Annotated in this window: 14 protein-coding genes; 8 read left to right on the top strand and 6 right to left on the bottom strand. The window is 61.2% G+C overall.

Features of this window, described 5'->3' with window-relative positions:
• Positions 1-166: 166 nt before the first annotated feature.
• Positions 167-1,267 (top strand): chorismate synthase, encoded by a 1,101-nt coding sequence (gene aroC / locus Q8K08_RS20380; RefSeq protein ID WP_304798064.1) that lies wholly within the window; start codon positions 167-169, stop codon positions 1,265-1,267.
• 162 nt (positions 1,268-1,429) lie between these two features.
• On the opposite strand, the gene Q8K08_RS20385 is transcribed toward aroC, so the two are convergent.
• The 4 genes from Q8K08_RS20385 to pyrF all read right to left on the bottom strand — a co-directional run bounded on the left by Q8K08_RS20385 (position 1,430) and on the right by pyrF (position 5,089).
• Positions 1,430-2,314, bottom strand: coding sequence for a DMT family transporter (locus tag Q8K08_RS20385; RefSeq protein ID WP_305251566.1), 885 nt, complete (start codon positions 2,312-2,314; stop codon positions 1,430-1,432).
• 68 nt (positions 2,315-2,382) lie between these two features.
• On the bottom strand, positions 2,383-2,673 hold the full coding sequence (locus Q8K08_RS20390; protein ID WP_304798101.1) for an HU family DNA-binding protein: 291 nt from the start codon (positions 2,671-2,673) through the stop codon (positions 2,383-2,385).
• A 141-nt stretch (positions 2,674-2,814) separates the two neighbouring features.
• Positions 2,815-4,293, bottom strand: a complete 1,479-nt coding sequence (locus Q8K08_RS20395) for an AMP nucleosidase (protein ID WP_304798067.1) — start codon at positions 4,291-4,293, stop codon at positions 2,815-2,817.
• Positions 4,294-4,369: 76 nt separating this feature from the next.
• A complete protein-coding gene (gene pyrF / locus Q8K08_RS20400; RefSeq protein ID WP_304798069.1) occupies positions 4,370-5,089 on the bottom strand; it encodes an orotidine-5'-phosphate decarboxylase in 720 nt (239 codons plus the stop codon).
• An 87-nt stretch (positions 5,090-5,176) separates the two neighbouring features.
• Between pyrF and Q8K08_RS20405 the strand changes: the two genes are divergently transcribed.
• From Q8K08_RS20405 to Q8K08_RS20420, 4 genes are read left to right on the top strand one after another with little or no spacing between them, the layout of a single operon-like run.
• Entirely contained in the window at positions 5,177-6,055 is an 879-nt protein-coding gene (locus Q8K08_RS20405) for an ROK family protein (RefSeq protein ID WP_305251567.1), read from the top strand.
• Positions 6,052-6,777 carry a copper homeostasis protein CutC gene (locus tag Q8K08_RS20410; RefSeq protein ID WP_304798072.1) on the top strand — a complete coding sequence of 242 codons (726 nt, stop codon included), beginning with the start codon at positions 6,052-6,054 and terminating at the stop codon, positions 6,775-6,777. Before Q8K08_RS20405 ends, Q8K08_RS20410 begins: the two co-directional genes overlap by 4 nt.
• 51 nt (positions 6,778-6,828) lie before the next feature.
• Positions 6,829-7,620 carry a hypothetical protein gene (locus Q8K08_RS20415; RefSeq protein ID WP_370870571.1) on the top strand — a complete coding sequence of 264 codons (792 nt, stop codon included), beginning with the start codon at positions 6,829-6,831 and terminating at the stop codon, positions 7,618-7,620.
• Positions 7,617-8,450 (top strand): hypothetical protein, encoded by an 834-nt coding sequence (locus Q8K08_RS20420; protein WP_305251568.1) that lies wholly within the window; start codon positions 7,617-7,619, stop codon positions 8,448-8,450. The genes Q8K08_RS20415 and Q8K08_RS20420 overlap by 4 nt, the downstream gene beginning before the upstream one ends.
• Here the strand turns inward: Q8K08_RS20420 and Q8K08_RS20425 are convergent.
• Positions 8,447-9,061 (bottom strand): hypothetical protein, encoded by a 615-nt coding sequence (locus Q8K08_RS20425; RefSeq protein ID WP_304798078.1) that lies wholly within the window; start codon positions 9,059-9,061, stop codon positions 8,447-8,449. The genes Q8K08_RS20420 and Q8K08_RS20425 overlap by 4 nt on opposite strands.
• A 169-nt stretch (positions 9,062-9,230) precedes the next feature.
• Between Q8K08_RS20425 and clpB the strand changes: the two genes are divergently transcribed.
• From clpB to Q8K08_RS20440, 3 genes are all read left to right on the top strand, one after another.
• Positions 9,231-11,843: an ATP-dependent chaperone ClpB gene (clpB, locus tag Q8K08_RS20430; RefSeq protein ID WP_305251569.1), complete on the top strand. Its 2,613-nt coding sequence runs from the start codon at positions 9,231-9,233 to the stop codon at positions 11,841-11,843.
• A 92-nt stretch (positions 11,844-11,935) separates the two neighbouring features.
• Entirely contained in the window at positions 11,936-12,958 is a 1,023-nt protein-coding gene (gene queG / locus Q8K08_RS20435) for a tRNA epoxyqueuosine(34) reductase QueG (protein ID WP_305251570.1), read from the top strand.
• Between the two features lie 120 nt (positions 12,959-13,078).
• Positions 13,079-13,261: a hypothetical protein gene (locus tag Q8K08_RS20440; RefSeq protein WP_304798085.1), complete on the top strand. Its 183-nt coding sequence runs from the start codon at positions 13,079-13,081 to the stop codon at positions 13,259-13,261.
• Positions 13,262-13,351: 90 nt separating this feature from the next.
• Here the strand turns inward: Q8K08_RS20440 and Q8K08_RS20445 are convergent, their stop codons facing one another.
• Complete coding sequence (locus tag Q8K08_RS20445) at positions 13,352-14,218, bottom strand: branched-chain amino acid aminotransferase (RefSeq protein ID WP_304798087.1); 867 nt, start codon at positions 14,216-14,218, stop codon at positions 13,352-13,354.
• Positions 14,219-14,354 lie beyond the last annotated feature (136 nt).

Consider the following 14,354-nt stretch of genomic DNA (forward strand, 5'->3'; position numbering starts at 1 on the left):
CACAGCAGCCGGCAAGTGGCGAAAGTCGTTGCAACCGCTTGAAGGTGTCGCAAACAAATGGCGGGCAAAGCTGAACTATGTTCTTCACAAACCGGGGGCCAAATCAAAACCCCCTTCATTCCCCCCCCATTTGCCCCTAAACAACCAGCAAGAGGGAGAGTCCGTCATGAGCCTGAACACATTCGGCCACCTGTTTCGTGTGACCACTTGGGGCGAAAGCCATGGCCCGGCCATTGGCTGCACGGTTGACGGCTGCCCGCCCGGTATCGCGCTGACCGAAGCCGACATTCAACCTTGGCTGGACAAGCGTAAACCGGGAACGTCCAAATTCACCACCCAGCGCAAAGAGGCGGACGAGGTTCGCATCCTGTCGGGTGTGTTTGAAGGCCGGACAACTGGAACCGCAATTCAGTTGATGATCGAGAACACCGACCAGCGGTCAAAAGACTATGGCGACATTGCACAAGCGTTCCGCCCCGGCCATGCCGACATCACCTATCACCAGAAATACCGCCACCGGGATTACCGCGGTGGCGGGCGGTCATCTGCGCGCGAAACCGCGGCACGCGTAGCGGCGGGTGGCATAGCCCGCGCGGCGCTTGCGGCACTTGTGCCTGATCTGCGCATCACCGGCTATATGGTCCAGATGGGTCCGCGTGCCATTGACCGCAGCCGCGTTGATCTGGCCGAGGTTGCAAACAACCCGTTCTGGTGCCCCGATCCTGTGGCGGCCGCAGAGTGGGCGACCTACCTCGACGATCTGCGCCTGTCGCACAATTCCGTTGGCGCTGTGATCGAGGTGATCGCAACAGGCGTTCCCCCCGGCCTTGGCGCGCCACTTTATGGCAAGCTCGACAGCGATCTCGCCAGCGCGATGATGAGCATAAACGCGGTCAAGGCGGTAGAGATTGGCGACGGCATGGCCGCAGCGACCCTGACCGGGGTGGACAACGCGGATGAAATCCGCATGGGTCCAAACGGGCCAGAGTTCTTGTCAAATCATGCAGGTGGAATCCTTGGCGGCATTTCTACTGGTCAGCCGGTCATCTGCCGCTTCGCGGTCAAACCCACCTCCAGCATCCTAACTCCACGCCAGACCGTGAACCAGCGCGGCGAGGAGATTGATCTGATCACCAAAGGTCGCCACGACCCATGCGTCGGCATTCGCGCCGTTCCCGTGGGTGAGGCGATGATGGCCTGTGTGATGCTGGATCACCTGCTGTTGGATCGCGGCCAAACCGGCGGCCTGCGCGGCCAGATCGGTTAAGACACCGCCACAAGCGGCGGCAGTCTGATCGGCTTTGGCAGGGACACAGGCGCAACAAGGCGTTTCAGGTCTGACAGTCTCATGGCATGCCTCTGATTGATGATGCACGCAGCATGCCCTGTGTGTGCTTCACGTGCTATGAAAGGCTGCGTGAGAATTGTTTCAGGGCCGAACGCGCACCTTTGAAAGCTGCACGGCCAGAATCCCGGCCATGGCAATCGCAACCCCCAAAACATCGGTCGCACTGATACGCTCGCCCAGCAAAAGCGCGGCGACAGCCACCCCAAAGGCCGGGTTCAGAAAGTGGAACGTTGCCGCTCGCACCGCGCCCAGATCGCGCACTAGGCTGAACCAAAGCAAAGTCGCCGCCAGCCCCGGTACAAAAATCTGATAGGCCATCGCCCAGATATAAGCAGACGTCACATCGACCGATCCGGCTTCCGTCAGGCCCGACACAATCGCCAGCACCACAGCACCCACCAGCATTTGCAAACCAACGATCATCAGCAGATTGCCAGACCCCGAAGCCCCCCGAACGCTCAGCGTGGCAACGGCCAGCGCCAGCGCACCCGCCACACACAGCCCGACGCTGAGCGGGTCTGCTCCACCTTGCAGGCGACTGCCCATGATCACAGCAACACCCGCCATCCCGGTCAGCAGGCCCACAATTCCTAAGGTGGAAACTTTCTCACGAAACCACAGCCACCCAAGCCCTGCCACCATAAGCGGCATCGCTGATGCGATGATGGCCGCCAAAGAGCCTTCGATCTTTTGCATCGCCACAAAATTCAGACCCAGGTACAGCGCATTCTGACACAGGCCAAAGACCAGAACCGATCGCGCTTGCGGGCCGCGCCAGCCGCCGGGCAAATGCCAGCTTTGGCCCAGCGCGCGGGCAAGCAGAACGGCAATCAGGCCCGAGATGAAAAACCGAAGCGACAAAGAGAACAAGGGCGGCGCATGTGCCACGATGATGCGGGCAGTGGCAAAAGCCGACGACCACATCAACGCAAAGACAAGGCCCATCAGAATGGCGCGAAGGGTCATTTTGTCCGTCCCAAATGGAAAGACCGCCACAATGGGCGGTCTTTACGGTCGTCTGTCTGGCGAATGCCTCAGGCGTTAACGCTGTCTTTCAGCGCCTTGGCGATGGCGAACTTGACTTGCTTGTCGGCAGGCTTGGTCATTGTCTCCCCGGTGGCTGGGTTGCGGACCTGACGCTCTGGGCGGGCCTTGCAAGCAACCTTGCCCAGACCCGGCAACGTGACCGAACCACCAGCTGCGACTTCGCGGGTCACAACATCGATGATCGCATCCAGTGCCGAACCGGCAATTTTCTTGTCAGCGCCCATGGTCTCGGCGATAGCGGCAACGAGTTGAGTTTTGGTCATCGGTTTCGTCGTCATCATTCTTCTTCCTTATTGCAGGCCGTCGCCACAGGACGGGCCAGATGTATCGGTTGGCCGTTGCCGGCGACGGGTTTCGCTACACAGTGTTTTTCGGCGCAAATCAAGCCCAAACCGTGCGTCGCAGTTGAAAATGAGCGGTTATAGGAAGGCCGTTTCCTCAAAGCTGCGCAACTTCCGGCTGTGGATACGCTCAATCGGCATAAGCCGCAGACGTTCCATCGCACGGATGCCGATTTGCAAGTGCCGGCTGACTTGGGTCTTGTAAAAATCGCTGGCCATGCCGGGCAGCTTCAACTCTCCATGCAAAGGTTTGTCCGAAACACAAAGCAAAGTGCCATAAGGCACACGGAACCGAAAGCCGTTGGCGGCAATCGTAGCGCTTTCCATATCCAGAGCAATGGCGCGCGATTGCGACAGGCGCTTGACCGGACCGGACTGGTCGCGCAACTCCCAGTTGCGGTTGTCGATCGTGGCCACAGTGCCGGTGCGCATGATGCGTTTCAGCTCATAGCCCTCCAACTGGGTGACCTCGGCCACCGCTTCTTGCAGCGCGATCTGAATCTCGGCCAGCGCCGGGATCGGCACCCAGACCGGCAGATCATCGTCAAGCACATGGTCTTCGCGCAGGTACGCATGCGCCAGCACGAAATCGCCCATCGATTGGCTGTTGCGCAGCCCTGCGCAGTGCCCAACCATCAGCCAGGCATGTGGGCGCAGCACGGCGATATGGTCAGTGGCAGTCTTGGCGTTCGACGGCCCGACACCAATGTTGACCAGCGTGATCCCCTGCCCGTCAGCACGTTTCAGGTGATAGGTCGGCATTTGCGGCAGTTTGGCAACCGGGTTCAGAATGCCATCGGGTGTGGTGATGATCTGGTTTCCTGTGGCCACAAACGCAGTGTAGCCCAAGGATGGATCCGCCAGCACTTGGCGGGCATAAGCCTCAAATTCATCGACATAGAACTGATAGTTGGTGAACAGAACGTGGTTCTGAAAATGCTGCGGATCAGTCGCGGTGTAATGCGACAGACGTGCCAGCGAATAATCCACCCGCTGCGCCGTAAACGGGGCCAAAGGCATCGACCCATCCGGGTTTTCGGTGCGCATGCCATTCACGATATCATCATTCGTGGTGGCCAGATCCGGCACGTCGAACACATCGCGCAGGCTGAACTCCAGCACGCCCTCTTGCGGGACCGACACGGCCGGGTTCCCGGCAACCGCGAAATGCACCGGAATCGGGGTTTCTGACGTCCCGATCTGAATCGAGACACCGTGATTTTCCATCAGCAGATCAAGCTGCTGAATCAGGTAATTGCGAAACAGATCCGGGCGCGTGACCGTGGTGGCATAGGTGCCGGGGCTGGCCACATGACCAAAGGCAAGCCGCGAGTCGGCTTTGGTGTGGCTGGTCACGGTCAGGCGGATTTCGGGGTAGAACGCACGGATGCGGCCCTGTGGCTTGCCCTTGGTCACCGTGGCGCTGAAATGCTCGGCCAGATAGGCGGTGGCTTGGGTATAAAGATCTTGCAGCCTGTCAACAGCAGCGGCGGCGTTGGTGAAACTCTGCGCGGGTGGCAGGTCGGGGGTCTGATAGGCGGCGGTTCCGTCTTGCATAACATCTCTCGTCAAATGATCCGGCATATAAGCCGAAACACCGGGGGTCGTGCAAGTGAAGGCTTGATGAAGCCGTTTATGCGGGCGGATTCGCCTGTGCCTGCACGGACCGCAGTTCCTCCACCACAGTGCGGGCAGCGTCCGCCGGGTCTTTGGCCTGCCAGATCGGGCGGCCCACAACGATGTGGTCAGCCCCATCCGCAATGGCCTGCGCTGGCGTCGCAATGCGCTTCTGGTCGCCGCTGGCACTGCCTGCGGGCCGAATGCCGGGGGTAACAATCAGCTTGCCCACAGCTTCGGGCAGGGCGCGGATCATCGCTGCCTCTTGCGGGCTGGCGATCACGCCATCGGCCCCGGCGGCAAGCGCACGCGCGGCACGTTCCAGCGTGATTTCGTGAATATCGCCCGGCTTGATGCAGTTATCGTCCAGATCGCGCCGATCCAGCGAGGTAAGAATGGTCACCGCCAGTATTTTCAGCCCGGTGCCGCCCTTGCCCTCTTGTGCCGCGCGCACCACTTGCGGGTCGCCGTGAACGGTCAGGAAATCGAGGTCATATTGCGCGATGCCGCGCACAGCGGCTTCAACCGTCGCGCCGATATCAAACAGCTTCATATCCAGAAAGATGCGCTTGCCATGCTCTTGCTTCAGCTCATTGGCCAACGCAAAACCACCCCCAGTCAGCATGCCAAGGCCAATCTTGTAAAAGCTGGCGGCCTTGCCGATCCGCCCTGCAAGCTCCAGCCCCTGCACCACATTGGGCACATCTAGTGCCACGATCAGGCGGTCGTCAGACATGGAAGCCTCCTTTTTCTGGGTGCCAAGCGTCTTGCGGTGCTCGGCAAGTGGTGTCAAGCCATAGCCAGACGGAAATGGGGGAACGCGGTGATCCTGTGCTTTGACATCGGTGGATCGCGGATCAAGGCGGCTGTGGCCGATACGGATCGCCTGACTCCGCTGGGTGATTGCCCGACGCCGGGCAGCGATTTTGGTGCCTTTCAGGCAGCGCTGGCGCAATTCGCGACAGGTCTGTCACTGCGCGGTGTGGCAATCTCTGTCGCCGGAGTGGTCGCGCCGGACAGTGGCAGGATCAAAGTGGCAAACATCCCATGCGCCGATGGCCGGGCCTTGGCCGATGAGCTGTCCGCAGCCCTACGCCTGCCGGTTCTGGTGCTGAACGATGCCGATTGCTTTGCCTTGGCCGAGCAGCGTCAGGGCGCCGGGCGGGGGCATCGCACGGTGTTCGGCATCATTCTGGGCACCGGGGTTGGCGGTGGTCTGGTGGTCGACGGGCGGCTGGTGCAAGGCGCTGGCGGCTATACCGGGGAATGGGGGCACGGGCCGGTGGTGGCCGCCCCATGGAACCTGCCCTGTGGCTGCGGTCTGCGCGGTTGTGTCGATGCGGTCTGTGGCGCACGGGGGCTGGAAAAGCTGCACCACGAGCTGCATGGGCAAGCGCTGCCCTCCACGGCCATCTTGTCCGACTGGCAAGCGGGCGAGACGCAGGCGGACGAAACCGTGGCATTATGGCTTGACCTGATCGCACCGCCGCTGGCTTTGGTGATGAACGTGGTCGGTGCGTCAATCGTGCCGGTCGGCGGTGGGCTGTCGAATGTGCGGCCCTTGCTGACGCGGCTGGATGACCGGTTGCGCGGCATGATCTTGCGCCGCACCGACGCGCCACTGGTGGTGCCAGCGCTGTGCCAACCCGAGCCGGGGCTGATCGGCGCAGCCGAAGCAGGAAAGGAGGAGTTTGATCAATGAGTGTTCTGGTCGAAGTCTGTGTGGATACCACCGAAGGTCTGGCCGAGGCGATCCGCTGTGGGGCCGGACGGATTGAGCTGTGTTCGGCTCTGGATATCGGTGGCCTGACGCCATCTGTCGGGATGATGCAGCGTGCCGCCGGGGCAGGCGTGCCCATCTACGCGATGATCCGCCCCCGCCCCGGACATTTCGTCTGGTCGCCGGATGAAATCTCACTGATGGAAACCGATATCGAGGCAGCCTACCGGGCCGGAATGCAGGGCGTGGTTCTGGGGGCAAGCCAGCCGGACGGGCGGCTTGACAGTGACGTGCTAGGTCTCTTGATCGCAAGGGCCTCCAACATGGGGCTGACGCTGAACCGGTGCTTCGATCTGGTACCAGATTTTTCTCAGGCACTGGAGCAGGCCATCGAGCTTGGCTTCCACCGGGTGCTGACCAGCGGCGGCGAGCGCACGGCCGCCGAAGGGGCGGACCGTCTTGCAAGCCTGATGGAGCAGGCACGGGGTCGTATCACCATTATGCCTGGTGCGGGCATCACCGCCGAAACGCTGGCCCCGTTCCGGGGACTGCCGCTGCGCGACGTCCACGCCTCGTGTTCTGTGCCGGTGCTGGCATCCGGGCGCGTCGTCGATTTCGGTTTTGCGGCGCGGGTGGGTCGTCGCACCGATGGCGTGCGGCTGCGTGATTTGCGCGCGGCGCTGGCCGACATCCTCACGCGGTAAGGCATGGCTTGACGCAAGCCCCCGAAACACCGAGTCTTTGGCAAAAGACAAATGCGGGGCAAGGCAGAGATGGATTTCACAGTAACATTCGACCGCCCGGATGAGGGTCCAAAGTCAGGCCCTCTGACGGTGGGTTGGTTTCTTGTCTCTGATAAAGGGGCGGTGATGTATGACGCGCCCGAGCGCATCATCTTTCGCCAGACCAACAAGACCCATGCCAAAAGTGCCAGCCGCTGCCCAGCGGTGATCCAGATGGAAAGCCGGTATTTCATGGTGAAATGCCCGTTCGACATCCACATCGGGTTCAAGCGCGACGACAAAGGCAAGCCGGTTCTGGTCAACCGCCTTGGCACCGCCAGCCCGGTGCGTGGCAACAAGCTGGGTGACCTGCTGACGCTGGTGAACGAGGCCGAATGGCGCTACCCCGACCGGCCCACGGTGCAGTTGATGCTGCCCTATACGTTTATCGCCGACGAAATGTGTTACATCACCCAGCTTGGCACCTTCGCACATTACCGCAAAGACCCACTGCCCGGCACCATCTTTGGTGGGCGTTACCCGCTGAATGTCTGGCCGCGCCCGTTGATGTGGGCCTTTGAATGGCACGAGCCGGAAAAGGATATCATCCTGAAGCGTGGCGAGCCGTTGTTCTATTGCCAGTTCGAAGGCGACGATCCCAGCCGCGCGGTGCAGGTGGTCGAGGCGGAAAAGACACCTGATCTGATGGCCTATATGGAAAAGATCAGCGGCGTGGTGAATTACGTCAACCAGACCTTCGGCCTGTTCAAGGCGGCAGAATCGATGCGCCCGGCCAGACTTCTGAAACCCAAGGGCCGCGAATGAGATCCTCGCTCGAGGTCTGGGATATCGCGCGCGGCACAGCCCGCGTGCTGTTGCAGACCGACCGCCATATCGAAGCGCCGAACTGGTCACCTGATGGCCGCTACCTTTTGGTAAATGGCGAAGGCGGCTTGTTCCGTGTGCCGCTGGATGCGCCCGCCTTGCAGACGATTGATCTTGATGGTGTGGGGCGGTTGAACAACGACCACGGCATCTCGCCCGATGGCAAGACTTGGGTGATCTCCAGCCATCATCGCGGAACAGGGTCCGAGATTTACCTGCTGCCCGCCGGGGGCGGCACGCCGCGCAGGGTCTGTGTGCCAGCGCCAAGCTGGTGGCACGGCTGGTCGCCCGATGGCACCACAATGGCCTATGTCGCGGCACGCGGCGGCAGCAGGGTGATTGACGTCTACACCCTGCCCTTTGCGGGCGGGACGGAAACCCGGCTGACCATGGGCGAAGGGCATTGCGACGGCCCAGATTACAGCCCCGACGGCACGCTGATTTATTACAACTGCGACCGTGACGGTCACGCACAGATCTGGGTGATGGGCGCGGATGGGTCAGGCCAGCGCAAGCTGTTTGCCGATGATTGCGTCAACTGGTTCCCGCATCCGTCTCCCTGCGGGCGGCATGTCATCTACCTTGCTTACCCACCAGCAACGATTGGACATCCGGCTGATCTGCCTGTGGCGATCTGCCGGATGAACCCGGACGGCAGCAATCGGCAAAGACTGGTCGAGATCAACGGTGGTCAGGGCACGATGAACGTGCCCAACTGGGCGCCTGATGGCGGCGCGTTTGCCTATGTTCGCTATGCCATGCCGGGCTAAAGCGCCGGGCCCTCCGATTTCAGTGGAGGTGGGGTCGAAACGGTGCCGTCATTTGACCAAACCGCGATATGGCGCGGATCGCCCCAGACCGAGACATGAACCTCTGGCCCCATACCGGGAGAGGTTAGGTGCTCGGGCGTCAATCCAACGATACGGACGCGCAACAACTCCCCCCGCTCGACCGCAGGCGCGATCAGGGCGCTGGCATGCGGGCCAAGCACCCCAATCAACAGTGTAACCTGACGCGGGATCAGACCCAGAAAACGCCGGGTCAGACGTGCGAACACACCGACACGCCCATCGGGCAGCGTGTGCAGCTCTGCCTCATCGCCGATTGACAGCCCTGTGCGCGCAACGTGAACCACAATATCACGCACGGCGGCCTTGTGGATGAGTGGTTGCAACATATCGTGCATGACGGCCCTTTCGCGGCAGAGGCGATCCGGCTGCTCATCCGTCCGCCCGTTCTTTGACACCGTTGTCGACAGGCAGGCCGCATACCGCAACCCGCCGCGCGCATCACAACCAAAGCGCGACCGGTTCCCGCCGATACGGCCCATGTGGATCGGCGGAATTGCTCTGCCCACGGCCGAATCTGCCTTCAGCGGCATTGACCTCACCCTTTGCCACACGATTCGACCGGCACTCCTGATGATTTTGCACCAAGCCGTTGTTGCAATCTTGCATCAAGCCCCGCGCCATCCCATGTTTGATCTGAGGCCGGGGTCCGCGTGCCTTCTGAGGGCGCGGGCGGGCGGCGCTAGCAAAGGAGAATGACCGATGAACCTGGAAAAGTTCACGGAACGGTCGCGTGGGTTCCTGCAAGCCGCGCAAACGATTGCAATGCGGGAAAGCCATCAACGCCTGACGGCGGAACACCTGCTCAAAGCGATCATGGACGACGATCAGGGCATGGCCGCCAACCTGATCGGCCGCGCCGGGGGGGAACCTGCCCGCGTGATCGATGCCGTAGATGCCGCGCTGAAAAAACTGCCGCGCGTGTCGGGCGATGCACAGCCTTTTACCGATGCGTCCTTGGTAAAGGTGCTGGACGAGGCGGAAAAGCTGGCGAAAAAGGCGGGCGACAGCTTTGTGCCGGTTGAACGCATCCTGATGGCCTTTGCCATGGTGCCAGGTGCTGCGAAAGCCTGCCTTGATGCCGGGGCCGTCACCCCGCAAAAGCTGAATGCCGCGATCAACGATATCCGCAAAGGCCGCACTGCAGATACGGCAAGCGCCGAGCAAGGCTATGATGCGCTTAAGAAATACGCCCGCGATCTGACCGAGGCGGCGTCCGAGGGCAAGATCGACCCCATTATCGGGCGGGACGAAGAAATCCGCCGCACAATGCAGGTTCTGTCACGCCGCACCAAAAACAACCCGGTTCTGATCGGTGAACCCGGCGTCGGTAAAACCGCGATTGCCGAAGGTCTGGCGTTGCGCATCATCGACGGTGATGTGCCCGAATCCCTTCGCAACAAGAAGCTGATGGCGCTGGACATGGGCGCTCTGATTGCAGGCGCAAAATATCGCGGTGAATTTGAAGAGCGCCTGAAAGCTGTGCTGAACGAGGTGACGGCAGCCGAAGGCGAGATCATCCTGTTCATCGACGAGATGCACACGCTGGTCGGTGCTGGCAAATCCGATGGCGCAATGGATGCAGCCAACCTGATCAAGCCCGCACTTGCGCGGGGGGAATTGCACTGCGTCGGTGCCACCACGCTGGATGAGTACCGCAAGTATGTAGAGAAAGACGCGGCCCTTGCCCGCCGGTTCCAGCCGGTAATGGTGAACGAACCCACGGTTGAAGATACCATCAGCATTCTGCGTGGGATCAAGGAAAAGTATGAACTTCACCACGGGGTCCGCATTTCCGACAGCGCCTTGGTGGCGGCGGCAACGCTGTCGCACCGCTATATCACCGACCGTTTCCTGCCCGACAAGGCCATCGACCTGATGGACGAAGCCGCCAGCCGTTTGCGGATGGAGGTCGATTCAAAGCCCGAAGAGCTGGACCAACTGGATCGCCAGATCCTGCAATTGCAGATCGAATCCGAGGCGTTGAAGAAAGAAGACGATGCCGCCAGCCGCGACCGGCTGGAGCGGCTGGAAAAGGAACTCGCCGACCTCAAGGAGCAATCAGACAGCATGACCGCCAAATGGCAGTCCGAGCGCGATTCACTTGAGGCCGCGCGCGAGTTGAAGGAACAGCTTGACCGCTCAAGGGCCGAGTTGGAGCAGGCCAAGCGCGACGGCGACTTCGCCAAGGCCGGAGAGCTGCAATATGGCCGCATTCCGGGCCTTGAGAAATCATTGGCCGAAGCCGAAGCACACGAAGGCGATGCGCTGGTGTCCGAGGCCGTGCGCCCCGAACAGATCGCCGAGGTGGTCGAACGCTGGACCGGAATTCCAGTGGCCAAAATGCTGGAAGGCGAGCGTGAAAAGCTGCTGCGGATGGAGGAAGAGCTTGGCAAACGCGTGGTCGGTCAACAGGCGGCACTTGTGGCCGTTGCCAATGCAGTGCGCCGCGCGCGGGCGGGGCTGAATGACGAGGGGCGGCCCTTGGGCAGCTTCCTGTTCCTTGGGCCAACGGGCGTGGGCAAAACCGAACTGACAAAGGCCGTGGCGGAATATCTGTTCGACGACGACTCGGCCATGGTCCGCATCGATATGTCCGAATTCATGGAAAAGCACTCGGTTGCCCGTCTGATCGGCGCGCCTCCGGGCTATGTCGGCTATGACGAGGGCGGGGTCCTGACCGAAGCCGTGCGCCGTCGCCCCTATCAGGTGGTGCTGTTTGACGAAGTGGAAAAGGCGCACCCAGACGTGTTCAACGTGCTGTTGCAGGTGCTGGACGATGGCGTGCTGACCGATGGCCAGGGCCGGACGGTAGACTTCAAGCAAACGCTGATCATCCTCACCAGCAACCTTGGGGCGCGTGCCTTGTCGGAACTGCCCGAAGGGGCGGATCAGGGCGCGGCGCGGGCCGAGGTGATGGAAGCGGTGCGCCAGCACTTCCGCCCCGAATTCCTGAACCGTCTGGACGAACAGATCATCTTTGACAGGCTGAACCGCGTCGATATGGCGGGGATCGTGCTGATCCAGATGAAGCGGCTGGAAAGACGGCTGGCCGGTCGCAAGATCACACTGGAACTGGACGATGCCGCCCGCGCATGGCTGGCCGACGAAGGCTATGACCCGGTGTTTGGCGCGCGGCCTCTCAAGCGGGTGATCCAACGCCACCTGCAAGACCCGCTGGCCGAGATGATCCTGTCGGGCGACGTGCTGGACGGTGCAACTGTCGTGGTGGGTGCCGGGCCGGATGGTCTCATCATCGGGGATCGGGTCAGCGCCAGTCGCCGCATCCGTCCAACAGAGGCAGTGGTCCACTGATCGCACCCAAAACAGCCTGACAGCACAGCAGCCCTTTCCCACATCGTGGGGAAGGGCATGGCCCCCCGACCGGTGAAACGGTATGATGCCATATGACCGATGCGCTGAAGTCCCTTTTGCTCGCCCGCGCCCTCAAGGAAGGGTTTTCGGCCATGCGCATCACCGCGCCTGACGCCATTCCACAAGCCTCCGCCCGGCTGGCAGAGTTTGTGGCCGAGGGGCGGCATGGTCAAATGGGCTGGATGGCCGAGCGAATGGCGTGGCGTGGCGATCCATCTGCGCTATGGCCAGAGGCGCGGTCGGTCATCATGCTGGCCGAAAGCTATGCGCCAAAAGAAAACCCCCTGCCCCTGCTGCAAAAGCGCGATCACGGGGTGATTTCCGCCTATGCGCAGGGCAAGGATTACCACGATCTGGTCAAGAAGCGGCTGAAACGGCTAGGGCGCTGGTTGATCGACCAGACCCCGTGCGAGATCAAGGTTTTTGTCGATACCGCCCCGGTGATGGAAAAGCCGCTGGCACAAGCGGCTGGCTTGGGCTGGCAGGGCAAGCATACCAATGTGCTAAGCCGCGATCTGGGCAACTGGTTTTTCCTTGGTGCGATATTCACCACGCTGGATTTGCCAACAGACGCGGCAGAGATCAGCCATTGCGGGTCGTGCACCGCCTGTCTGGACATTTGCCCGACCGGGGCCTTTCCCGCGCCCTACCAGTTGGATGCGCGGCGCTGCATTTCTTACCTGACCATCGAGCATTCCGGACCTGTGGATGAGGATTTGCGCGGGCTGATGGGCAACCGGATTTATGGCTGCGATGATTGTCTTGCGGTCTGCCCGTGGAACAAATTTGCAGTCGCGGCGCGCGACATCGGCTATGAGGCCCGCCATGGTGCGCCGCCTTTGGCCGAGCTGGTCACGCTGGATGACGCAGCCTTTCGCACGCGGTTTTCCGGCAGTCCGATCAAACGTATCGGCCGAAATCGGTTTGTGCGCAATGTGCTGTATGCAGTTGGAAATTCGGGTGATCCGGGCTTGCGACAGGTGGCGCAGGCGCTGTCTGAAGACCCCGATGCCACAGTGGCCGATGCCGCACGCTGGGCGGCAACGCGGCTTTGAAGCAAGGCGCGATCAATGCACCTGCCGCCAGCTGAACAATCCGTCGGTAACTGTCGTGGCATTTGGTGTTCTGGCAGTTTTGGGGTATCCTGTACCCCCGAACCATTTATGGAGGACAGCATGCACCGTGACCCAAAGGGACGCCATCTGGCCGACACCCGCGCGCCCAGCACCGGAAGCCGGACCGCGCATTTCCTGCGGCTGGCCCGCAGCAAGCGTGACGCGTTTCACACCAGCCACGCTCCTGTAAGTCCAACGCGTCTCAAGCAATTCCTGCGCATCGCGCGCGGGCGACTGGCCTGACACGGCGCTCATCAAGCCTTACAGCTTTCTTCGCTGCGGGTCACCGCAGCGAAGAGTTCGGTCACTGCCGATGATCGGCCCGTTGCAGAATCAGGCGCGGACCAGCTTTTCGTAATCAAGCGAGACCTGCTTGCACAGGGCGCCAACCTCGAAATTATAGTCCCCGATTTGCCCGACCGGAGTCACCTCAGCAGCCGTTCCAGTCAGGAAGCACTGCTGGAAGGTCTCCAGTTCTGACGCCTCAATCCGGCGCTCCACCACCGTGATGCCCATGTCCTTCAGCATCCCGATCACGGTCTGACGGGTGATACCGTTCAGGATCGCATCCGGAATCGGGGTATGCACTTCACCATCCTTGACGAAGAAGATATTGGCCCCGGTCGCTTCGGCCACATAGCCGCGATAGTCGAACATCATCGCATCGGAACAGCCCTTTGCCTCGGCCGCGTGTTTCGACATGGTGCAGATCATATACAGGCCCGCTGCCTTGGCGGCGTGCGGAATGGTGTCAGGTGACGGGCGCTTCCACTTGGCGATGTCCAGCTTCGCGCCCTTGAACTTCGCGTCGCCATAATAGTTGCCCCAGGACCAGACCGCGATCGCCATGCGGATAGGGTTGCGCTTGGCGGCAACGCCCATATCCTCACCTGCACCGCGCCATGCCAGGGCGCGCACATAGGCGTCGGTCAGGTTGTTGGCCTCCAGCACCGCTTCCTTGGCAGCCTCGATCTCATCAACCGACCACGGCAGCTCCATGTCCAGAAACTCACCCGACTTACGCAGGCGTTCCGAATGTTCGCGGCTTTTGAAGATCTTGCCGTTATAGCAGCGCTCACCCTCGAACACGGCAGAGGCATAGTGCATGGCATGGGTCAGCACATGAACATTGGCGTCGCGCCAATCCACCATTTTACCATCCATCCAGATGAATCCGTCACGATCGTCATAGCCTGCCATGATGCCCCCAATTTCATAATGTTGCGCGCAATACGTCCGAAGCGGACACAATCTTGCGCAAAACCCTTGGCGGGCTAGCAGTTGGTTCTTGGAAAGTCAACAAGGCTGACGTAACTTCGCCGTCAAGACTAGGGAG

The organism is Pseudotabrizicola sp., from assembly GCF_030684215.1.
Lineage (GTDB): Bacteria > Pseudomonadota > Alphaproteobacteria > Rhodobacterales > Rhodobacteraceae > Pseudotabrizicola.